The 20,395-nt window shown below is 41.5% G+C and carries 20 protein-coding genes; 13 read left to right on the top strand and 7 right to left on the bottom strand.

Going from position 1 to position 20,395, the window contains the following annotated elements; translation table 11 throughout:
• Positions 1–9: 9 nt before the first annotated feature.
• From EKQ44_RS04775 to EKQ44_RS04735, 9 genes are read left to right on the top strand one after another with little or no spacing between them, the layout of a single operon-like run.
• A complete protein-coding gene (locus tag EKQ44_RS04775; RefSeq protein ID WP_237662400.1) occupies positions 10–1,008 on the top strand; it encodes an ABC transporter substrate-binding protein in 999 nt (332 codons plus the stop codon).
• A complete protein-coding gene (locus EKQ44_RS04770; protein WP_237662399.1) occupies positions 974–2,047 on the top strand; it encodes a FecCD family ABC transporter permease in 1,074 nt (357 codons plus the stop codon). The genes EKQ44_RS04775 and EKQ44_RS04770 overlap by 35 nt, the downstream gene beginning before the upstream one ends.
• A complete protein-coding gene (locus tag EKQ44_RS04765; RefSeq protein WP_237662398.1) occupies positions 2,040–3,518 on the top strand; it encodes an adenosylcobinamide amidohydrolase in 1,479 nt (492 codons plus the stop codon). The genes EKQ44_RS04770 and EKQ44_RS04765 overlap by 8 nt, the downstream gene beginning before the upstream one ends.
• On the top strand, positions 3,515–4,483 hold the full coding sequence (gene cbiB, locus EKQ44_RS04760; RefSeq protein ID WP_237662397.1) for an adenosylcobinamide-phosphate synthase CbiB: 969 nt from the start codon (positions 3,515–3,517) through the stop codon (positions 4,481–4,483). Before EKQ44_RS04765 ends, cbiB begins: the two co-directional genes overlap by 4 nt.
• A gap of 9 nt (positions 4,484–4,492) precedes the next feature.
• On the top strand, positions 4,493–5,569 hold the full coding sequence (gene cobD, locus EKQ44_RS04755) for a threonine-phosphate decarboxylase CobD (RefSeq protein ID WP_237662396.1): 1,077 nt from the start codon (positions 4,493–4,495) through the stop codon (positions 5,567–5,569).
• Positions 5,551–6,114, top strand: a complete 564-nt coding sequence (locus EKQ44_RS04750) for a bifunctional adenosylcobinamide kinase/adenosylcobinamide-phosphate guanylyltransferase (protein WP_331254641.1) — start codon at positions 5,551–5,553, stop codon at positions 6,112–6,114. The genes cobD and EKQ44_RS04750 overlap by 19 nt, the downstream gene beginning before the upstream one ends.
• Complete coding sequence (gene cobS / locus EKQ44_RS04745; RefSeq protein ID WP_237662394.1) at positions 6,111–6,872, top strand: adenosylcobinamide-GDP ribazoletransferase; 762 nt, start codon at positions 6,111–6,113, stop codon at positions 6,870–6,872. Before EKQ44_RS04750 ends, cobS begins: the two co-directional genes overlap by 4 nt.
• On the top strand, positions 6,824–7,459 hold the full coding sequence (locus EKQ44_RS04740; RefSeq protein ID WP_237662393.1) for a histidine phosphatase family protein: 636 nt from the start codon (positions 6,824–6,826) through the stop codon (positions 7,457–7,459). The genes cobS and EKQ44_RS04740 overlap by 49 nt, the downstream gene beginning before the upstream one ends.
• The gene (locus EKQ44_RS04735) at positions 7,411–7,842 is read left to right on the top strand and encodes a bifunctional adenosylcobinamide kinase/adenosylcobinamide-phosphate guanylyltransferase (protein ID WP_237662392.1); all 432 of its coding nucleotides are present in this window, start codon (positions 7,411–7,413) and stop codon (positions 7,840–7,842) included. Before EKQ44_RS04740 ends, EKQ44_RS04735 begins: the two co-directional genes overlap by 49 nt.
• Before the next feature lie 196 nt (positions 7,843–8,038).
• Here the strand turns inward: EKQ44_RS04735 and trhA are convergent, their stop codons facing one another.
• The 4 genes from trhA to EKQ44_RS04715 all read right to left on the bottom strand — a co-directional run bounded on the left by trhA (position 8,039) and on the right by EKQ44_RS04715 (position 12,191).
• Positions 8,039–8,686: a PAQR family membrane homeostasis protein TrhA gene (gene trhA, locus EKQ44_RS04730; RefSeq protein WP_237662391.1), complete on the bottom strand. Its 648-nt coding sequence runs from the start codon at positions 8,684–8,686 to the stop codon at positions 8,039–8,041.
• A gap of 39 nt (positions 8,687–8,725) precedes the next feature.
• The gene (locus EKQ44_RS04725; RefSeq protein ID WP_237662390.1) at positions 8,726–9,826 is read right to left on the bottom strand and encodes an AI-2E family transporter; all 1,101 of its coding nucleotides are present in this window, start codon (positions 9,824–9,826) and stop codon (positions 8,726–8,728) included.
• Positions 9,827–9,980: 154 nt separating this feature from the next.
• Positions 9,981–11,600, bottom strand: a complete 1,620-nt coding sequence (locus EKQ44_RS04720) for an ABC-F family ATP-binding cassette domain-containing protein (protein WP_237662389.1) — start codon at positions 11,598–11,600, stop codon at positions 9,981–9,983.
• 138 nt (positions 11,601–11,738) lie between these two features.
• Positions 11,739–12,191, bottom strand: a complete 453-nt coding sequence (locus EKQ44_RS04715) for a cupredoxin domain-containing protein (protein ID WP_237662388.1) — start codon at positions 12,189–12,191, stop codon at positions 11,739–11,741.
• Positions 12,192–12,321: 130 nt separating this feature from the next.
• Here EKQ44_RS04715 and EKQ44_RS04710 point away from each other — a divergent pair, with 130 nt between their 5' ends.
• The gene (locus EKQ44_RS04710; RefSeq protein ID WP_237662387.1) at positions 12,322–13,308 is read left to right on the top strand and encodes a DUF3231 family protein; all 987 of its coding nucleotides are present in this window, start codon (positions 12,322–12,324) and stop codon (positions 13,306–13,308) included.
• 26 nt (positions 13,309–13,334) lie between these two features.
• Here EKQ44_RS04710 and EKQ44_RS04705 read toward each other — a convergent pair whose 3' ends face one another.
• Positions 13,335–13,664, bottom strand: coding sequence for a DUF779 domain-containing protein (locus EKQ44_RS04705; protein WP_237662386.1), 330 nt, complete (start codon positions 13,662–13,664; stop codon positions 13,335–13,337).
• A gap of 2 nt (positions 13,665–13,666) precedes the next feature.
• The gene (gene adh, locus EKQ44_RS04700) at positions 13,667–15,187 is read right to left on the bottom strand and encodes an aldehyde dehydrogenase (RefSeq protein ID WP_237662385.1); all 1,521 of its coding nucleotides are present in this window, start codon (positions 15,185–15,187) and stop codon (positions 13,667–13,669) included.
• 301 nt (positions 15,188–15,488) lie between these two features.
• Here adh and recQ point away from each other — a divergent pair, with 301 nt between their 5' ends.
• Positions 15,489–17,627, top strand: coding sequence for a DNA helicase RecQ (recQ, locus tag EKQ44_RS04695; protein ID WP_237662384.1), 2,139 nt, complete (start codon positions 15,489–15,491; stop codon positions 17,625–17,627).
• Positions 17,628–17,709: 82 nt separating this feature from the next.
• Positions 17,710–17,979 (top strand): hypothetical protein, encoded by a 270-nt coding sequence (locus EKQ44_RS04690; protein ID WP_237662383.1) that lies wholly within the window; start codon positions 17,710–17,712, stop codon positions 17,977–17,979.
• Between the two features lie 58 nt (positions 17,980–18,037).
• Here the strand turns inward: EKQ44_RS04690 and EKQ44_RS04685 are convergent, their stop codons facing one another.
• The gene (locus tag EKQ44_RS04685) at positions 18,038–19,567 is read right to left on the bottom strand and encodes a hypothetical protein (protein ID WP_237662382.1); all 1,530 of its coding nucleotides are present in this window, start codon (positions 19,565–19,567) and stop codon (positions 18,038–18,040) included.
• Positions 19,568–19,809: 242 nt separating this feature from the next.
• Here EKQ44_RS04685 and msrA point away from each other — a divergent pair, with 242 nt between their 5' ends.
• A complete protein-coding gene (msrA, locus tag EKQ44_RS04680) occupies positions 19,810–20,355 on the top strand; it encodes a peptide-methionine (S)-S-oxide reductase MsrA (RefSeq protein ID WP_237662381.1) in 546 nt (181 codons plus the stop codon).
• Positions 20,356–20,395 lie beyond the last annotated feature (40 nt).

Raw genomic sequence — 20,395 nt, 5'->3', positions numbered from 1 at the left:
GAAAAAAAGATGGCGCAAATTAAACAAAAATGGGGAAGTATCGGTCTTGTTTTCATTATAATCGTTGGAATTTTAACAGGATGTGGATCGACCTCTGAGCAAACAAACGGAAATGGAAATAACACAGCAATCGATGGAAATACAAGCGGTGAGGTGCAATCACAAAACTCAGCCTTTCCTATCACAATTACGGACGATTCAGGTCAGGAAATCACCCTTGAAAAAGAGCCTGAAAGCATCATATCCATGCAACCAAGTAATACGGAAATCGCTTATGCTCTTGGACTTGGAGACAAAATGATCGGTGTCTCCGATTATTGTAACTATCCAGTGGAAACCGCCGATGTGGAAAAGGTGGGCGGCCAGGACATGAATGCAGAAATGATTTTGACGCTGATGCCTGATGTGATTTTTGTAACGGATTATCATCATCAGAATCATGATACCATCCTTCAACAGTATAAGGATGCCGGCATAAAGGTCATTGTCATTGGCAGCGAATCCTCTTTTGCGGATGTATATGAAACAATCGAATTGATTGGAAAAGCAACTGGTACAACTGCAGAAGCGGAAAAGCTGGTTGACGATATGAAGGAACGACTACTTACAGTAGAAGAAAAAGCAAAGCAAGTGACACAAAAGAAAAAAGTCTGGGTAGAGGTTTCACCTGCTCCGGATATCTTCACGACAGGTCAAGGGACTTTCATGCATGAAATGCTTGAATCCATACAAGCGGAAAACGCTGCAGGTAATCAGGAGGGCTGGGTGAAACTGACGGAAGAGGAAATTGTCCAGCTAAATCCAGATGTGATCATCACTACCTATGGTTATTATGTGGATAATCCAAAAGACGGGGTCATGGCCCGTTCTGGTTGGGGGGAAGTCCCTGCCATCAAAGATGGAAATGTACATGATGTGGACAGTGACACTGTAACAAGGCCTGGACCTCGCTTGATTGAAGGGGTGGAGCACCTTGCGAAACTTATCTATCCGGAGATTTTTGAGTAATAGACTATTTTGGTTATATCTTGGTAGCGGAGGGTTTGTACTTGGTGCAGCCCTCCTTGGTTTATTGAACAGCAGTGTCTCCATCCCGATCCCAACCATCTTGCATATTTTAACGGAAAATACCCTTGGGATGGGCTGGCTACCTGACATTCCGAAGAATGAAGAAATGATCATTTGGAATATCCGCTTTCCGCGTGTGTTGCTTGCCATGTTTGTCGGGGCCTCCCTTGCGCTTGCCGGCGCAGCTTTTCAGGGGTTGTTAAGGAATCCCCTTGCTGATCCCTACACCATCGGGGTTTCCTCCGGAGCTGCATTGGGGGCGGTTGCTGTGCTTTTTTTCAACATCACCATCGTAGGTTTGGGAAGTTTCACCCTCCCTGTTGTGGCCATAGTAAGTGGGCTGATATGCTTGCTCCTTGTGTTCGGACTAGTCAGGTTGAGCAGCCGGGGGCTGGCGATCGAAACCATCATCCTGGCGGGAATCATCATCAGCGCTTTTATCAGCTCAATCATTTCATTGATTATTGCTCTTGGTGATAAAGAGGCAATGACCCAAATCATTTATTGGCTATACGGAAGTGTGGGAATGAGAAGTTGGGGGCATGTACAACTCATCTTCCCGTTTATGATGGCCGGTTCCATCCTATTATTCTTTCATTATCGTGAATTGAATGCTATGGCTCTTGGGGAGGAAGCGGCAGATTATATTGGGGTGAATGTGAAACGAGGTAAAATACTCATCTTATTTGGTGCTTCGCTTCTGACAGGTTCTGCTGTTGCCGTGTCTGGATCCATTGGTTTTGTGGGACTTGTGATTCCTCATTTGGTGAGGCTATTGACTGGACCGAATCATCGTTACGTACTTCCATTATCTATGCTTATAGGTGGAGGGTTCTTGGTATTGGCAGATTTACTTGCAAGAACCATCATTGCACCAAAGGAACTGCCTATAGGTGTTATAACCGCATTAATTGGTGCCCCAGTTTTTGCTGGTCTTCTTATCAGAGAAAGAATTGGGAAGGGGAAAGAAAATGATTGAACTGAAGCATCTTGTTGGTGGCTATACGCCGGAAAAACCAATTATAAGCGGTGTGGACCTGACAATAAAGAAAGGCGAATTCTTTGCGTTGCTCGGTCCAAACGGTAGCGGGAAGACGACTCTCTTCAAACTTGTGACAGGGCAACTTCCGGTGGTAGAAGGGAAGCTGTTGCTTTCAGGGAGGCCATTGTCTTCCTTTACGAAATTGGAAAAGGCCAAAAAAATGGCGGTGCTTACACAGGAAATACAGGTTTCATTCGATTACACAGTCAAAGAAATCATTAGTCTTGGACGGTACCCGCACCAAAAAGGTTTGCTTAAGAGTCTTACCCAAGTAGATAAGGAGATCATGCAGCAAGTAATGGATATAACCGGGGTGACCTTGTACAAAAATAAACAGTTCCGCAAATTGAGCGGGGGAGAGAAGCAGCGGGTTCTCCTTGCAAAGTCCCTAGCACAGGAGCCAGAGATCCTCCTCTTGGATGAGCCGACCAACCATCTTGATATCAAGCACACTTTTCACATGTTGGACCTAATCAAAGAATGGCAGCATACGAAAGGCTTGACTGTCTTTGCCATCCTACATGATTTGAATGTGGCTTCCTTATATGCAGATCGTTTGGCACTTTTACATAATGGAAGGTTTCTGGAGGTGGGGGACGCTGACACACTCCGCAAAGAGGAGCAACTTGAAAGAGTATATGATGTGCTTATCAAAGCAGGACCACATCCTATTGTTCCAAAGCCTCAAATTTTAATGACCCCAAGGCAGGAAACAAAGAAGAGAGTGCATGGCTTTCGTGAAAATTTTTTAATGGAAGCGGATGAAAGGTGCGTTCATGTCCGATCAATCAAGCCCTTACGAACGATCTCCAATGGGGTGATAGGAGAAGGGGTTCAATGGCATAAACATTTCTGCAACTTTCATGTGAATAAGAATTATAACTGTGATGATCCTCTAAAAGATATAAGGGAATGGCTGTGTCAAAGAGGAATTCCGACTGAACAGTCAGTCGGGATGATGACGGCTGTCAAGCTTTCGGATGTGGTGATAAGCAAGAAGGAAATCGAGGGAATGGAGTTCATGGCGGTGGTTACAGCAGGGGTTGGCAATGCGGTTGATATTACAAAAACGGAATTGTGTCAGACACCGGTGACTATCGGGACCATCAACATCATGCTTTTTATCGATGCACATTTAACGGATGGAGGACTTGTCAACGGAATGATGTCTGCCACCGAGGCAAAAGTGAAGGCGCTCCATGATTTAAGGGTGCAAGACTCTAGGAGCGGCACGATTGCTACAGGAACTTCCACAGATGCCATGGTTCTCGCTGTCACCCAACAAGGTGAAATGACACCTTATGCTGGATCTGGAACCCTAATAGGGAAGGGAATTGGACATCTTGTCTATGAAGGAGTAACAAAAGCCATACAGAAGTACCGAAAGAGAATGGGACAGCAGGTATGATTGGTGAGGTTTTCTATTTAAGTTTATTTATATTGGTCGCAGCGATCGTGTTGGATCTGATCTTGGGAGATCCGCGCTGGTTGCCACATCCGGTGGTACAGATGGGGAAACTTATTTCCTTCTTGGAGAAGTCCTTCAACAAAGGGAGGAAGCGAAAATGGAAGGGCGTACTTCTAGCTTTAATGACGGTCCTCTTCGTTTATGGGGTTGTACTCCTTCTTGTAGCAATCTCCTATAGGATCCACTTTTATGTAGGTGTACTGTTGGAGGTCTATTTTATTTGGACAACCATTGCCATCAAAGGATTATCGGATGCAGGAAAAAGTGTCATGATCCCACTTCTAGATGGAAAGCTGGCTGAGGCCAGGAAGGCCCTTAGCATGATTGTGGGGAGAGATACAGAGAACTTGTCAGAGAGTGAAGTTGTGAGAGGGACTGTGGAAACTATAGCAGAGAATACAGTAGACGGCATTACCGCCCCATTGTTCTGGGCACTGCTAGGCGGAGCCCCTCTTGCCATGGCATATCGTGCCATCAATACCTTGGATTCAATGGTAGGGTATAAGAATGAAAGATTCCTGGATTTCGGGTGGGCTTCTGCCAGACTGGATGATGTGGCTAACTTTATCCCAGCAAGGTTGACAGCTTTATCCATCTGGTTTTCTTCTATATTAATAAAAGGATCTAATAGAAAAGCTGGATGGATCATTACCATGCGGGATGCAAAAAAACACCCCAGCCCCAATAGTGGTTGGCCCGAAGCCATGACAGCAGGTTTAATGGGGATCCAGCTGGGTGGTGTGAATTATTATAAAGGGCTTAAATCTAACAGGAAAACAATGGGGGATTTTCATAGAAAGCTAGTGGTAAAGGATATCCCAAGATCCATTAGGTATATGCATGGTGGTTGGGGCGTGTTTGTAGGATTAGAGATTCTATCATTATTTTTACTGGGACAGAAATGAGGGTTGAGGATGAATTGGCCAGAACATGGCGGTCAGCCAGATTTGATGAAGAAACTATTACAAGCAGAAGAACTGGAAGTCTTGGACTTTAGTGCAAATCTTAACCCTTTGGGGCCACCTGAATGGTTGCAGGGTGAATTGGAGGCTCAGTGGAAGAAACTGTTGTGTTATCCGGATCCGAACTATACTTCCAGCACTAATGCATTGGCATGGATCGAAAGGGTTGATGATGATGAAATCCTTCTTACCAATGGTGGAGCGGAAGCTATTTTTCTTGCAGCTAAATATTTTGAAGGAAAAAGTGCTGGGATTGTGCATCCTGCTTTTTCGGAATATGAACGGGCATGTAGGCATTATCATCTACCGGTGACAGACTTTATTACATCGCGTGTGGATGATTTTCGGCTACCGATGAATCAGCTCCTTGAAGCATTACCGGACTTGGATGTGCTTTTCCTATGTCGTCCCAACAATCCGACAGGGATGGTCATTCCGAAAGCGGAAATAAAAATGTTATTGGAACAGGGGCTTCATGATCATACATTCCTGGTTATAGATGAAGCGTTTGTAGATTTTGTTCCATCCGAGTCGTTAACTCCCTTACTAAAAGAATATCCCAATCTTATTTTACTTCGGTCACTGACAAAGATGTTCACAATTCCTGGCCTTCGGTTAGGTTATATGATGGCAACTGATGCAGTCATAAAAGAAATGAAGAGCTATCAGGTACCATGGAGTGTAAATGCACTGGCAAATGCCATCGCTCCGCTACTATTAACGGATAAACATTTTGTGGGGCAAACCGTCCATTGGCTTGACGAACAGACAAAGAAATTACAAAGCTTTGGAGAAATGAATGATTTCTATCTATCCAACACATCGGTCAATTTCTATCTTCTTCAGGATAATAGAAATCCTCTAAAAACGGAGACTCTTTTCTCTTTTTTGTTCCAACATGGCATTTTGGCAAGGCATACACATAATTTCAAAGGGTTGGAAGGCAGTCACCTGAGGCTTGCCATACGTTCAGACGAAGAAAACTCGAAACTGCTTACCATTCTAAAAAAGTGGAGGGAGAGGGTGTGATTATCTTTATTTCAGGAGGGGCTCGGTCAGGGAAGAGCCATTTTGCGGAAAGGTTGGCCCTATCCTTCCATAAACAAAATCCCACCACTCGTCTCGTTTATTTGGCTACCTCCCGAAAGAGTGATAGTGAAATGGAGTGGCGAATAGCGATGCATAAGGCGCAACGTGATGAAGCGTGGTTGGTGGAAGAGGTCCCGGTTGAGGTTGGCAGATGTATCATGAAAGCACGTAAAGGTGATGTTGTACTGCTGGATTGCCTGACAATCTGGCTTAGTAACATGTTATTTGATGGAATCCCAAGGGAAAAAGAGGAACTAATTGCAGCGGTTGAAGAATGGGGGAATATTGCAAGAAAGAAGGGGTTGACTTTGTTGGTTGTTTCCAATGATCTAAACGAAGAACTTTCATCCCCATATGAAACGGTCCGATCCTATGTGCGCACGTTGGAGTTACTCCATCAATATATCGTTAAACAAGCTGACTTGGCGGTGCAGGTCAGGACTGGTATTCCAAAGTATTGGAAAGGAGGAGGGGTGTCTTGGTGAAAAATAGCTTGTATGGTTTATGCTTATCCCTCCAATTCTTGACAAGGCTTCCGGTGCCAGTGGAGTGCCCTTGGAACAAGGAAACTAGTAGGTGGGCACTTAGATGTTATCCGTTGACAGGTATGGTATTGGGAGGGATTCTAGTTTTAATTTTATCCCTTTTGCATGGTGTTTTGCCTACTTGGTTGTTGGCATTGCTAATTTTGACCATTTGGATTTGGATCACGGGTGGCCTGCATCTGGATGGTTGGATGGATGTGGCGGATGCTGTAGGTTCTAATGCACCACTTGAGAAAAAGTGGGAGATTATGAAAGACCCGCGGGTTGGAAGCTTTGGAATATTAAGTTTGTTGTTTCTGCTAGTATGGAAAGCGGTCTTCATATACTTACTATTATATGAATCCTTTCAATATATCATTTGTTTCTTGGTCATCCTTGCCTGTTCAAGAGGTGTAGCGGTCTTTCTGATGTATCTTTTTCCCACTGCTCAGCAACAGGGGCTGGCATTTGAATGGAAGAAGAATCTGACTAGAGGAGATTTGATCGTGTCCCTTTTGCCTATAGCCGCATTGTGTCTGTTACTTCCAGAGTACCTTGTACTAGTGTTTGCGTATATCTTTTTCACATGGTGGTATGGCCATTGGATGATGAAACATTTTAAAGGAAGTAATGGCGATTTGTTGGGGACGGCCATTGAAGGAGGGGAATTATGCGGGTTGATCGTTATGTGGATCTTTATCTCATTCGTCATTGGATAACCGATTGGAACAGGGAGAAACGTTATCTTGGTCACACGGATCAAAATATTCTACTAGATGGAATAAATAAGTTGGATTTACTTAAAGAAGAGCTTGAAAGTCTATCATTTGATGCCATTTATTCAAGCGACTTGATAAGATGTCAAAAGACATTGGAATACTTGCACCTGTGCCATTCTCCAAACCTTGATCCGAGATTAAGAGAAATGAATTTTGGAGAATGGGAAGGGAAGAAATATGAGGATTTAAAGGAAGACCCTAGTTACCAGAAATGGCTTGATAATTGGGAGTTGCATGGCACACCATCTGGGGAGAACGGGCAAGAGTTTCAACAAAGGGTGGACGCCTTTGTATCGGATATGTTGGATAGAGACAAGCTCTCTTTTGAAAATACTAACATTCTGATAATGACCCATGGTGGAGTGATCAGATACATACTTAGTAAGTTCGAAGCCACAAACTCTTTTTGGGCATCTCCTGCTGTTACACATGGCAAAGGACTTATATTAAGATTGGTAAATAGGGAGGGGGAATGGACGTGCAACTCATTATCGGAGGTGCCTTCAGCGGTAAAAGAAATACAGTAAGAGCACTTCATGGCGGGGACCTGAGTTGGATTTCTGCTTACTATGAACATAATTTGATCGACTGGAAATCATATTGGGAGAAAGATACAGCACTTGTTTTAGAAGGCTGGGAACAGTGGATAATGGATGCCATTCAAATGGATCAAGATGATGATTCCATTCGGCGTTCTTTTTATTCCCTTCTTTTAGAGTTGACAGAGGAGGAGGGGAAGGGTGACAAAGGAATAGTTCTAATCATGTTGGAATTGGGCCGGGGAATTGTCCCTGTTGATAAACAGGAGAGGAGACTTCGTGATCTTGCGGGATGGATCTCGCAAGATGCCGCAAAGCTGGCAGATGAGGTGTACTATGTATGGCATGGGATGCATGAACGTTTGAAGTGAAGGCTTTGGTAGGTTGCATAGTACCCCCTAGCAAAGCCCAATACTTGTCTTTACATATCTGTTAGATGTTGTGTAAATGAAGGAATCGCACGCATGAATGGAATAAGAAAGTCAAAAAAGGAAAAAACCCAGAACCTATTAGACCTGGGTTTTTTCCTATTTAAATAAAATACCAATCATATTCATATCCACTAATCTATTGAACAGGGAGAACGTATAAAAGGACGAAGAAGAAATGTAAGACAGTGCCACCTAGCACAAATAAGTGCCACACCGCATGATGATAAGGGAAGGCGCGCCATACATAAAATATGGCTCCCACACTGTAAACAACCCCTCCCAATACTAAGAAGGCGATACCGGTCGAACTGACCTTTGCCGTTATTTCTCCCCAGCCAAACACGGCAAGCCAGCCCATCAGGACATATAAAAGGGTCGAGGCAAAGACAAATCTTTTTACAAAGAAGACCTTGAACACCGTACCTCCAATAGCCAATGCCCATACTACCCCGAAAAGCGTCCACCCCAAAGCCCCATCCATCACAATGAGCGTGATGGGGGTGTAACTGCCGGCAATAAAAAAGTAAATGGAAGAATGATCTAAAATCTCAAAGACGTTCTTCGCTTTTCCTTTTGGCAGGGCATGCAAAAGGGTGGAGGCTGTGTATAGCAAAAGCATGGTTACTCCATAAATAATGAACGTAAGAACATGAAGAGGCGTTCCATTTATGGCAGAGTATACAATGAGTAACACTAGTGCAGCTACACTGGTTAGTATACCAATTCCATGAGTGATGGAATTGGCGATTTCCTCGCCTTTAGTAAACGTATGAGTTTGAGCCATCTTTTATCATCTCACTTTTTGGTTGAGTGTATCATTCCATTATAACAGGTTATCTTCTGAAACTTTTACTTTCCTTAATTTAATGAAACGTATGGTATGCAGCACAATAACTTTAGATACCGCATAGGTAGGTACCGCAAGAAGAAGACCGAGCAGGCCGGCAAACTTACTGGCTACCAATAATAGTAGGATGATTGTCAATGGATGAACATCCAATTTTTTGCCCATTACCTGGGGGGAGATAAGGTTGCTCTCCACTTGTTGAACAATAATAACCACGATCAAGACCCAAAGTGCCATGATTGGTCTATCAAAAAATGCAACGACAACACTTGGAATCGTTCCTATAAAAGGACCAATGAAAGGAATGACATTGGTGAACATCGCGATTAATGCAAGCACCAGGGAATATTCCAGACCAATGATTAGAAAGCCGATATAAATCAGAACACCAACAAACACACTAACGATGATTTGACCCTGGATATAGGAGCTTAATGCAATATCCATATCCTTTAATACATTTCTTCCTTCCCGTTCATGTTGCCGAGGAATAATTTTAAGAACCTGATTGGGTAATTTTTCCCCGTCCTTAAGCATATAGAAAAGTACAAATGGAATGACAACCAATAATATCAGGAATCCAGTAATAGCACTGATGACATTCACAACATTGGATCCAAATGCGGTTAGATAGGCATTCAAATTATCTGCGATTTTCCCGGATATTTCTTCGAGAGAAAACCTTTCATCTTGTTGGAATCTAGCAATATACTCATTTTCTTGGAGCTCTACAGTAAATTTTTGAATCTCATTTACAATTTTAGGTGTGTTCTCTACAAGACTGTTCACCTGTTGTTGCAAAGTTGGGCCAATGAGGAAAAGTAATAATGTAATCAACCCGATGAACATTAGATAAATGCTCAAAATCGCTAATGCCCTTGGAATATAACGTGCCGCGAGATTAACCAAGGGTCTTAACAAGTAATAGAGTACACCTGCTAAAATAATCGGAGCAAACAGTGTACTGATCATCACCGTCAATGGTGTGAAAATAAAGTCAACCAATGATGCCAAGAAAATAATCAATAGTATTACAATAATGCCATAACCAATCCTGAACCACTTCGTCTGTGGCATATTCCCACACCTCATTCTGTTGTAAAAATAAACTATAAAATTTACTATACATGACTATCATTAAAAATGTAACAAATCCCTCTTTTTACATACGAAGTATACACCAAAAGGTTTCATCATTTTAAAAAAGCCCTTTATAAAAAGGGCTTTAATTTTAAGAATTAAGTTCCGCCAGCTGTTGTTGTACAGTTGCATCCTCTAAGTACTCATCATACGTCATCTGCTTGTCAACCAAGCCTTTAGGAGTGATTTCGATGATACGGTTTGCAATTGTCTCAATAAACTGATGGTCATGGGAAGTAAAGATCATAGAGCCTTTGAAACTGATTAATCCGTTGTTTAGTGCTGTGATGGACTCTAGGTCCAAGTGGTTCGTTGGGTCATCCAATAATAGGACATTCGATCCGCTTAGCATCATTTTGGAAAGCATGCAACGAACTTTTTCCCCTCCCGAAAGTACACTTGCCTTCTTCATGACTTCTTCTCCGGAGAACAGCATTCTACCAAGGAAGCCGCGTAAGAAACTTTCGGTTTGGTCATTTGGAGAATATTGACGTAACCAGTCAACAAGGTTCATATCGACACCTTCAAAATATGACGAGTTATCTCTAGGGAAGTATGCCTGAGAAGTAGTGATTCCCCATTTGTACGTTCCGCTATCTGGTTCCATTTCACCAGAGATGATTTTTAAAAGAGTAGTATTGGAGATCTCATTGCCGCCAACCAATGCAATTTTATCGTCTTTATTCATGATAAAGCTTACATTGTCCAATACTTTCACACCATCTATGGTTTTTGTCAAACCTTCCACACGCAAAAGGTCATTTCCAATTTCACGTTCCGGTGTGAAGTTCACATAAGGATAACGACGGGAAGATGGTTTGATATCATCCAAAGAAATCTTATCCAAAAGTTTCTTACGGGATGTAGCCTGTTTAGATTTAGATGCATTCGCACTGAAACGGGCAATAAAGGCTTGTAGTTCTTTAATTTTCTCTTCCTTTTTACGGTTCGCATCAGAAGCCAATCTTGTCGCAAGTTGACTGGACTCGTACCAGAAGTCATAGTTACCAACATAGATTTGTATTTTTCCATAGTCTAAATCAGCAATATGGGTACAAACTTTGTTTAAGAAGTGACGATCATGCGAGACAACAATGACTGTATTCTCAAAGTTGATTAGGAACTCTTCTAACCATTGAATCGCTTTTAAGTCCAAATGGTTGGTAGGCTCATCAAGTAGAAGCACATCAGGCTTACCAAAAAGAGCTTGTGCCAAAAGTACTTTTACCTTTTCGCCACCAGTGATATCGGCCATTTTTTTTGTATGAAGATCTTCAGAAATTCCTAGACCTTTTAAGAGGATTGCTGCTTCTGATTCTGCTTCCCAACCATTTAATTCAGCAAATTCTCCTTCAAGTTCTGCAGCCCGCATGCCATCTTCATCAGAGAAGTCTTCTTTCATATAGATAGCATCTTTTTCCTGCATTACTTCATAAAGGCGACTATGACCCATGATCACTACTTTAAGAACTTCGTGTTCCTCATATTCAAAATGGTTCTGTTTCAAGATGGCCATTCGTTCGCCTGGATTCATATGAACATCGCCTGTTTGTGCTTCCACTTCTCCGGATAAAATCTTTAGAAACGTCGATTTTCCCGCCCCGTTGGCTCCAATCAGCCCGTAACAGTTCCCAGGAGTGAATTTTATGTTAACATCTTCAAATAATTTTCGATCGCCATAGCGTAATCCTATATTCGTAACTGTAAGCATGTAATTAGTTTCCTCCAAAATTAATGTCGTTGAAATTATACCATTAAATGAGGAGGTTGCAAAAGATTCATTTACTATAGAAGCAATATTTATGAAAATAAATATGACCAGTCACCCGCATGACTGGTCAATTTGAGATTAATAAACATAAATGTATGCCACCATCGGAGGACTATGATGTCCATCGTGGCTCGAGTGGGTGGAACAGATGAGTTTGTAAACACCCGCTTTATCAAATTGAACATCAATTAATGTTTCCTCGCCTTTTTTTATTATTCCAGTAACATCAGTTCCTTCGATGGAATAAGGATGTTCACTTCCATTGACTCCAAATATACTTAGCGTTATTTCTTTGCCACGCGGTACGGTGATCGTTCCTGGGTCAAAACGGTAAGCCTCTATTTCTGTTCCGTCATCCAATTTGGTCTTAAACTCAGAAGTGATCATATTAAATACCTGTTTTTCTTCTGCCGGAGGTTTACCGATGGTGGGAATTACTCCTTTATTGACAATAAACCATCCACCGAATCCTGTGAGTATGCAAAGTGCAATCACTATAAGAAAGCTTTTCCTAACAACAAAAAATCTCATGGTCATGCCACCCTTCCTTTTGCTTGTCTTCTACTTAAATGTGTATGCATGGTAGGGGAGAGGGTTGTCTACATTTTTAAAAAATTATGGGACATACTAAAAAAAATGAATCTAGGGAGGGGCATGCATATTGGATAAGCAGTTGTCATCGTCGGAAATAGGTAATTTATGGATGACGTATCAACAAAAAACAATGCTGGCTAGGCTTTTAGAACACTTTCTTGCGAACAAACAAAATGAAGAAGTACACACTCTGGTACAAACCTATTACAATCAAGAAGTAAATTTTATAAATGAAATGACAGAATTGTTTAAGCAAGAAAATATAGTGGTACCGGTTGGATACGTGGAGAGCGATGTAAATCCGTTGGCAAAGCCACTTTATGATCAGTACTTTGATGCACTATTTTTGAGGGTAATGATGAAAGTAACCATCGGTCTTAACGCATTGCATGTGAGTATGTCATACCGACAAGACGTGACCGGATTATATAAAAGATTTCTGGATCTAGCCCAAAATACATACGATGAGTCGACTCAATTTTTATTGAAAGATGGGGTACTTACACGTCCACCAATGATTCCTATGCCTGAAAAGGTGGAATTTGTTAAAGGGGAAGGCTATATGGCCGGCTTTAATATTTTCAGTGAAAAGAGACCATTGAATGCAATTGAACTTTCGCTATTGTATCAAGGTATTGAAACCAACGTACTTGGCTTTCAGTTGTTAAAAGGATTTGAACAGGTAAGCAAGGACAAAGAAGTAAAGAAATATTTTGGTAAAGGGAAAGACCTGGCAAAACAAATTATTGATACTTTCAGCGATACACTCCTAAAGAGTGATATTCAGCCACCAATAGTAGCTTGGGGAAATCCTACCCTTTCTACGGAATCTCCATACTCAGAGAAGCTCATGATGTACTTGACAAACTTGCTCAGCAGCTTCGGGCTGACAAGTAATGCTCTTGGTACCTCGTTCAGTCTTCGCACGGATCTACCGACGAAGATGACGTTGATTGCAAAAGATATATTTGATTATGCCAAAGATGGTGGACAGTTAATGATAAAAAATGGTTGGATGGAAGAACCACCGCAGTCCTTAAAAAGCACTAAATAAATAAAGGCGTCCTGAGGACGCCTTCATCATTTTGAGAAAACTTTTGACCTTGTCAGGAAACGTACACCTTCTGGACCTTCTAGAGAGAACATGCCACCCCTTCCAGGTACAACATCGATGATGAGCTGTGTATGCTTCCAATATTCATACTGCTTTTTATTCATATAGAAAGGAGCACCGCCAATTTCCCCAAGAAGGACATCAGAATTTCCAATCAAGAAATCCTCTTTTGGATAACACATAGGGGAGCTGCCATCGCAGCAACCCCCTGATTGATGAAATAGTACAGGTCCATGTTTGCCTTCCAGTTTTTCGATTAATTCAAGGGCAGTGTCTGTAGCCAGTACTTTTTCCATTTTTAAAAGAATCCTAGTTTTTTTGGACTGTAGCTTACTAAGAGATTCTTCGTTTGCTGATAGTGGGAAAGCATCATTTTATGATTTTCCCTGCCGATTCCACTCATTTTATATCCACCAAATGCCGCATTGGCAGGGTAAGCATGATAGCAGTTAGTCCAAACACGGCCTGCCTCAATTTGGCGGCCGAAACGATAAGCGGTATTAACGTCTCTTGTCCAAACTCCTGCGCCAAGGCCATAAAGTGAGTTGTTGGCGATTTCCAATGCTTCTTCAGGCGTTTTAAACGTAGTGACGGAAACAACAGGACCAAAAATTTCTTCCTGGAATATCCGCATTTTATTATCCCCTTTGAAAACTGTCGGCTTCACATAATAGCCACTCGCAAGGTCGCCCTCCAACATATTACGTTCTCCCCCCGCCAAAAGCTCTGCACCTTCTTCTTTCCCGATCTCAAGGTAGGAGAGGATCTTTTCCAGTTGCTCTGAAGATGCTTGTGCACCTATCATGGTTTCTGTATCAAGCGGATTTCCTTGTTTGATTTGGGAAACCCGTTCAAGTGCACGTTCCATGAATTTATCATAGATGGATTCATGAATGAGGGCGCGTGATGGACAAGTACAAACTTCTCCCTGATTCAAGGCAAACATGACGAATCCTTCTACTGCTTTATCAAAGAAATCATCGTCTTGTGCCATGACATCCTCAAAGAATATGTTAGGGGATTTTCCGCCAAGTTCCAACGTTACGGGGATGATGTTTTGAGATGCATATTGCATGATCAAACGTCCGGTTGTCGTTTCACCCGTAAATGCAATCTTTGCGATTCTATCACTAGAAGCGAGCGGCTTTCCAGCTTCTACACCAAATCCGTTAACAATGTTTAATACACCTGGAGGCAAGAGGTCCGCTATCAACTCGGTCAGTACCATGATGGAAGCAGGTGTCTGCTCAGCCGGTTTCAAGACGACACAGTTACCGGCTGCAAGAGCAGGGGCAAGCTTCCAAGTAGCCATAAGCAAAGGGAAGTTCCAAGGAATAATTTGGCCGACTACCCCGAGTGGTTCATGGAAGTGATAGGCAATCGTATCATTATCAATCTCACCAAGGGATCCCTCTTGAGACCTGATGCACCCTGCAAAATACCGGAAGTGGTCGACGGCTAGTGGAAGATCAGCTGCCATTGTTTCGCGTACAGGCTTTCCGTTCTCCCACGTTTCTGCCACTGCAAGCATTTCCAAGTTCTCTTCCATTCTATCAGCTATTTTATTTAAAATATTCGCTCTTTCTGCCACAGAGGTCTGTCCCCATGCTGTCTTGGCCTTGTGTGCGGCATCTAGGGCCAATTCAATATCTTCTGAAGTAGACCTGGCCACCTCGCAAAATACATTTCCGGTCACAGGAGTGACATTTTCAAAATATTCACCTTTAACTGGAGCAACCCATTCCCCGCCTATAAAGTTGTCATAACGACCTTTAAAAGAGACCTTTGAATCTTTCTCGCCTGGATTAGCATAAATCATGAAAATACCTCCTTGAGTAAACTAATAGATTGTCATCTTAATATGTAAGCGCATACAAATTGACTTAATAAAAGAAAGAGGTTAGACAACCTATTGTAAGGTAAATTTTAAACATTCAGACAATAAAATGCAAGAAAAATACTGTTTTAATAGAATGATAGGATAATAAAGCTTGGTTGCACAGGTTTTTATATTCAGTTAAAATGGAGTGGTGTTTACCTCCATCGCTTTAGGCACTCCAAATATAATCTCCTTCATATTAAACTCCATCAACTTCATTTCCATTAAAAGAGGTGTATTCATGAACGAACAAGGCAAGATTCTATTGCAAAAATATTATGGTTATCAGGATTTCAGACCTGGACAAAGGAAAATTATATCTAGCATATTAAATGAATCCAACACATTGGGCGTGATGCCGACAGGAGGGGGGAAATCCATATGTTATCAAATTCCCGCACTGATATTTGAGGGTTTGACGATTGTCATTTCACCATTAATTTCTTTAATGAAGGACCAAGTCGATTCATTAGTAGAATTGGGGATAGATGCTACATATATTAATAGCTCTTTAGACGGAACAGAAATAAGGGATAGAATGCAACGGGTGGAAAGGGGAGAGATAAAGCTGCTTTATCTAGCACCGGAAAGATTGGACTCCTACGACTTTCAAAACGTCCTTGCAAGAGTAGAAGTATCCATGGTGGCGATTGATGAAGCCCACTGTATGTCACAATGGGGACATGACTTTAGACCAAGTTACCGGGAAGTGGGGATGTTTGTAAAAAAAATTCCCGGCATGCCGATTGTTACCGCGTTCACTGCTACGGCAACTGGACAGGTAATCGCAGATATCCAATCGGTGTTAGGTATTCCACCAGAGAACACGTTTGTCACCGGTTTTTCTCGCGAGAATCTGAGCTTTTCTGTACTGCGTGGGCAAAATAAAGATACCTATATGGAAAAATTCCTTAAATCAAACAAGGAAGAATCAGGTATTATCTATGCTACTACTAGAAAAGAGGTAGACCAGATTCACACAAACCTGACCAAAAAAGGATATCAAATCGGTAAGTATCATGCGGGATTATCAGAGGAGGAGAGAAAAGGGTACCAAGAAAAATTCCTGTATGACCATCTAAAGCTTATGGTTGCGACAAATGCTTTTGGAATGGGAATCGATAAATCCAATGTTAGGTTTGTTATTCATTACAACATGCCTAAAAATGTGGAGGCCTATTATCAAGAGGCTGGACGAGCAGGACGGGATGGAGAAGAGAGTGAATGCATCTTATTATTTAACGCTCGCGACATCCAAATCCAGAAGTTTTTGATAGAGGAAAGTGTGAAATCACCAGATCGTAAAAAGCAGGAATATCAAAAGCTTCAAGCAATGATGGATTATTGCTACACACAACGCTGCCTACAGGGGTACATTGTCAAATATTTCGGACAGGAAGTAGAGATAACGTGCGGAAAATGTAGCAATTGCTCTCAGGAATATGTGGAACAGGACATCACATTGGAAGCCCAGAAGATTTTCAGTTGTATCCATAGAATGAATGAAAGATTTGGTGCAACCTTGATAGCAAAAGTTTTGAAAGGCTCCAAGGATAAGAGGATTCAACAATTCCGTTTTGACCAATTGCCAACCTACGGCCTTATGAGTTCTTATACAGAAAAGGAATTGGTAGATTTAATTAATATTTTGATTGCAGAAGGATATTTGGTTCTGACGGAAGGGCAGTATCCTATCGTGAAACTAGGTGTACGGGCAGTTCCAGTTCTCAAAGGACAAGAAAAAGTTTTATTTAAAATGAAAGAACAAGTTACTTCCATTGTAGAAGACGATGAACTTTTCGAGCGCCTACGGAGACTGAGAAAAGAACTGGCGACGCAAGAGGGGGTTCCTCCATATGTTATATTCCCTGACAGTACGCTAAAGGAAATGAGTAAGCTCCTCCCACAGGATGAAACATCCATGCTTGAAATTAAAGGGGTGGGCGTGCTTAAGTATGAGAAATATGGGGATATGTTCTTAAATGAGATTATTAGTTTTTCAGATCCTGATCGAGTTATAGAGACGGTACCAACCCGCCAAGCCCCGCCCAGAAGATCTGCTACACTTACACCTGGTGAAGGAGAATCCAGTCATATGTTCTCATTTAGGCTATTTGAAGAGGGTACATCTTTGAAGGAAATAGCCAAGGGCAGAGACATGAGTCTCATCACCATACAAAACCATCTTTTTAAATGTGCCACAGAAGAAGAGGTGGTTGTAGATTGGGATACGTTCATTCCAGAAGAACACGAAAAAGAGATCATCAAAGCCATTGAAAATGTAGGCACAGAAAAATTGAAACCAATTAAAGAAGAGCTTCCGGAAAATGTAGACTATATGGCAATTAAAGCCGTAATGGTCAAGCATGGGTTTATTTAAGGGTTTGCTTCCATGTTTAATAAATTCTAAGCAGGGAATATCAAACCTATAAATAAAATCAACAACCAGGAGGCGTTTCATTATGAATACACGTCAACTAAAAAAACCGTTATTAATAGCAGGGGCAGCGAGTCTCACAAGTGCAGGGTTGCTTGCATATAAGCCTTATAGGGAGAAAGTTGTCCAATATTCCAAGCGTATAAAAAACAAAGTCATCCCACTCAAATTCAGAAAAACAGATCTTCCGATAGAAAAGGCAGGAAATCCTGATCCAGAAGATATCCAGGACAATAAAATGGTAAGTGAAGGCGCACAGTATTCGGTGGATTATTACAATAAAAAGATGCAATAGTAAAGAGGCGCACCGGTATATATACCGGTGCGCCTCTTTAAGTTTAGTTCACCAAACTTTAAACAAAGAATATGGCGTACGCAACTCCGATTACTCCAATCAGAGCCAACGTATAGACTGGTTTGATCGGCATTTCTCCGTTATTTTCCATCGCTTTTCCAAACATGAAGAAAACAAGTGGATGGACTAAAAATGGCATGGAGAAAATGAAAGGTATTAAAGCAGCGGCTTCAGATCCGAACATATCCCCTTGGATCGCAGCAAATAATCCAAAGTGTGAGATCGCAGACGACTGCGCCATAGCTGCATAATCAATCGGCATGGTGCTTAGGCTCAATAATGCCAAACCACCGAATACCGCACACATCTGCCAACCGAAAGAAAATTGCATCAATGCCTTCACTTCTTTTTTATCTTCCCCGTTGGATTTTCTAAGATTGATTAAGGCAAGAATAGTCAATCCAACTCCCACTGCAACGATTAGTAAAGAAGGGAACACCCATAGGCTTCCACGCTCCGCACTGATTGCAAGAACAGAGAAAACAAAAATATGTCCAAAAAATGGTATGTTAATCATGATGGGAGCACGCTGTGCAGCAGTCTTCCCAAAATCTCCCGCAGTACATGCACCAGTCAAACCGGAATGAGAAAGGGAACCTGCCATACCAGGAGCAAGATTGCGAGCATTTGCTGTCCTTGCAAAGAACATAATCAAGGCTATTCCACCAAACATCCAGAAAAGTTGACCAAAGAATCCGTAAGCAAGTACGGCATTCATCCCTTCAATTTCAAATGCATCTCCTATACGGGAGCCCCCGATCATGAAGTTTGCTGCCAAAACAACCGGTATACCTGCAACAAGGAGCGCTCTAATGGTTGGGCCGAAACTCCAATTGTAGAAGATGGCCCCTAAAGCGGCTGCGATCATCATGGCAAAGAATATTTGAGGCAATGCAATAACGGATTTTACTGCCATTGCAATTTGATACGAAATGACTAATAGGATAATGATCGCAATCATTTCCAAAAGACCTTTTTTCATATATTGATGCTTGTTCGTAATTTTTGCTTTATTATCTATGAAAAGAATAGAACCAATGATCCCGATGTAAGCTATCAATGGATAACTATTGTCAAACATACCGGTACCATCTGATAGGATGAAACGGGTTATCCCTTCAAGTCCGAATAAAAGGAAAAAGGCGCGAACGATATAAAAGAATTGTGTCCTCGTAGTTCCAAGAAACGTTTCTTCATCGGAAACTACTACCGTATCTTCTACTGCCAAATCTTTGTTTCCAAGAATTTTTCTAAGTTCCTGGCCTCCTACAAAGAAAGAAACGGTTAATGCAATGATGGTGGTTCTGGCCATCAGGTCAACAAATGGGAACTCAACCAATCCAGGAGTGGCAACACCAGTAAAGACTAGTAAATATCCCATTCCCAGACCAAGAATGACGATGATTAATATAGGGGAAAAACGTGTTCCCGCTACCACCATTCTAGAAATTAAAACCATGGGGATGAGGAAAAAGAGTATCAACCAAAATTGATTCAATAACTCCATATTTGAAAACTGTTCTATCATTCTCTAATCAGACTCCTATCGTTCATTTATTCACAAAGAATTATCGTACAATACTCTTATAGAAGTGTAAATGATTGTAAACGCCATCATGAAAATGTTTTATTATTTCGTTAATAATGAATATATAATAATCTTGTTCTGTAAAATTCATTATTCCATAAACAATGTTATTGTATCTACTAGATGTATAGTGTAAAATTCCATCAAGCATGGTAATAAGTAAGCGTGAGAGGTGTTGCATAATGAAAAATAGTAAAACAGAATTAGCTACCTTTGCTGGTGGATGTTTCTGGTGCATGGTCAAGCCATTTGATGAGATGCCTGGAATTGAAAAAGTTGTATCCGGATATACCGGGGGAGAAATCACTAATCCTACATATGAGGAAATAAAAAAAGGCAACACTGGACACTATGAAGCGGTCCAAATAGAATTTGACCCTAAGTTATTTCCTTATGGAAAATTATTGGAATTATATTGGCCGCAAATAGACCCAACAGATGACGGAGGGCAGTTTTTTGACAGAGGTAGCCAGTATCGTACCGCGATTTTTTACCATAATGACCTTCAGAAAGAACTTGCTGAGAAGACAAAAGATGAGCTTCAATCAAGTGGACGTTTCCAGAAGCCGATTGTAACAGAAATAAAACCGGCAACAACATTTTATGAAGCGGAAGAGTACCACCAGAAGTTCTATGAGAAAAACCCTGAAAAATATAAACAAGAACGTCAAGAATCCGGAAGAGATGCTCATATTAAGGAATATTGGGGAGAAGAATATACAAAGTAACAGCATAAGTGGACAAGCAACTGTGTCTCACCCGCTTAGC

This window comes from Sutcliffiella horikoshii (genome assembly GCF_021991925.1).
Taxonomy (GTDB): Bacteria; Bacillota; Bacilli; order Bacillales; family Bacillaceae_I; genus Sutcliffiella_A; species Sutcliffiella_A horikoshii_F.
Note: the sequence above shows the minus strand (reverse complement) of the source record. Positions and strands in the feature narration are given on the sequence as shown.

Bases quoted from the DNA above. Each gene is read 5' to 3' on its own strand.
- adh (WP_237662385.1), bottom strand. From the start codon at position 15,187: ATGATTTATGCTAATCCAGGCGAGAAAGATTCAAAGGTCTCTTTTAAA.
- EKQ44_RS04720 (WP_237662389.1), bottom strand. From the start codon at position 11,600: ATGCTTACAGTTACGAATATAGGATTACGCTATGGCGATCGAAAATTA.
- EKQ44_RS04740 (WP_237662393.1), top strand. From the start codon at position 6,824: ATGCGGGTTGATCGTTATGTGGATCTTTATCTCATTCGTCATTGGATA.
- EKQ44_RS04715 (WP_237662388.1), bottom strand. From the start codon at position 12,191: ATGAGATTTTTTGTTGTTAGGAAAAGCTTTCTTATAGTGATTGCACTT.
- EKQ44_RS04725 (WP_237662390.1), bottom strand. From the start codon at position 9,826: ATGCCACAGACGAAGTGGTTCAGGATTGGTTATGGCATTATTGTAATA.
- EKQ44_RS04685 (WP_237662382.1), bottom strand. From the start codon at position 19,567: ATGATAGAACAGTTTTCAAATATGGAGTTATTGAATCAATTTTGGTTG.
- EKQ44_RS04775 (WP_237662400.1), top strand. From the start codon at position 10: ATGGCGCAAATTAAACAAAAATGGGGAAGTATCGGTCTTGTTTTCATT.
- EKQ44_RS04690 (WP_237662383.1), top strand. From the start codon at position 17,710: ATGAATACACGTCAACTAAAAAAACCGTTATTAATAGCAGGGGCAGCG.
- cbiB (WP_237662397.1), top strand. From the start codon at position 3,515: ATGATTGGTGAGGTTTTCTATTTAAGTTTATTTATATTGGTCGCAGCG.
- recQ (WP_237662384.1), top strand. From the start codon at position 15,489: ATGAACGAACAAGGCAAGATTCTATTGCAAAAATATTATGGTTATCAG.
- EKQ44_RS04765 (WP_237662398.1), top strand. From the start codon at position 2,040: ATGATTGAACTGAAGCATCTTGTTGGTGGCTATACGCCGGAAAAACCA.
- trhA (WP_237662391.1), bottom strand. From the start codon at position 8,686: ATGGCTCAAACTCATACGTTTACTAAAGGCGAGGAAATCGCCAATTCC.
- msrA (WP_237662381.1), top strand. From the start codon at position 19,810: ATGAAAAATAGTAAAACAGAATTAGCTACCTTTGCTGGTGGATGTTTC.
- EKQ44_RS04705 (WP_237662386.1), bottom strand. From the start codon at position 13,664: ATGGAAAAAGTACTGGCTACAGACACTGCCCTTGAATTAATCGAAAAA.
- cobD (WP_237662396.1), top strand. From the start codon at position 4,493: ATGAATTGGCCAGAACATGGCGGTCAGCCAGATTTGATGAAGAAACTA.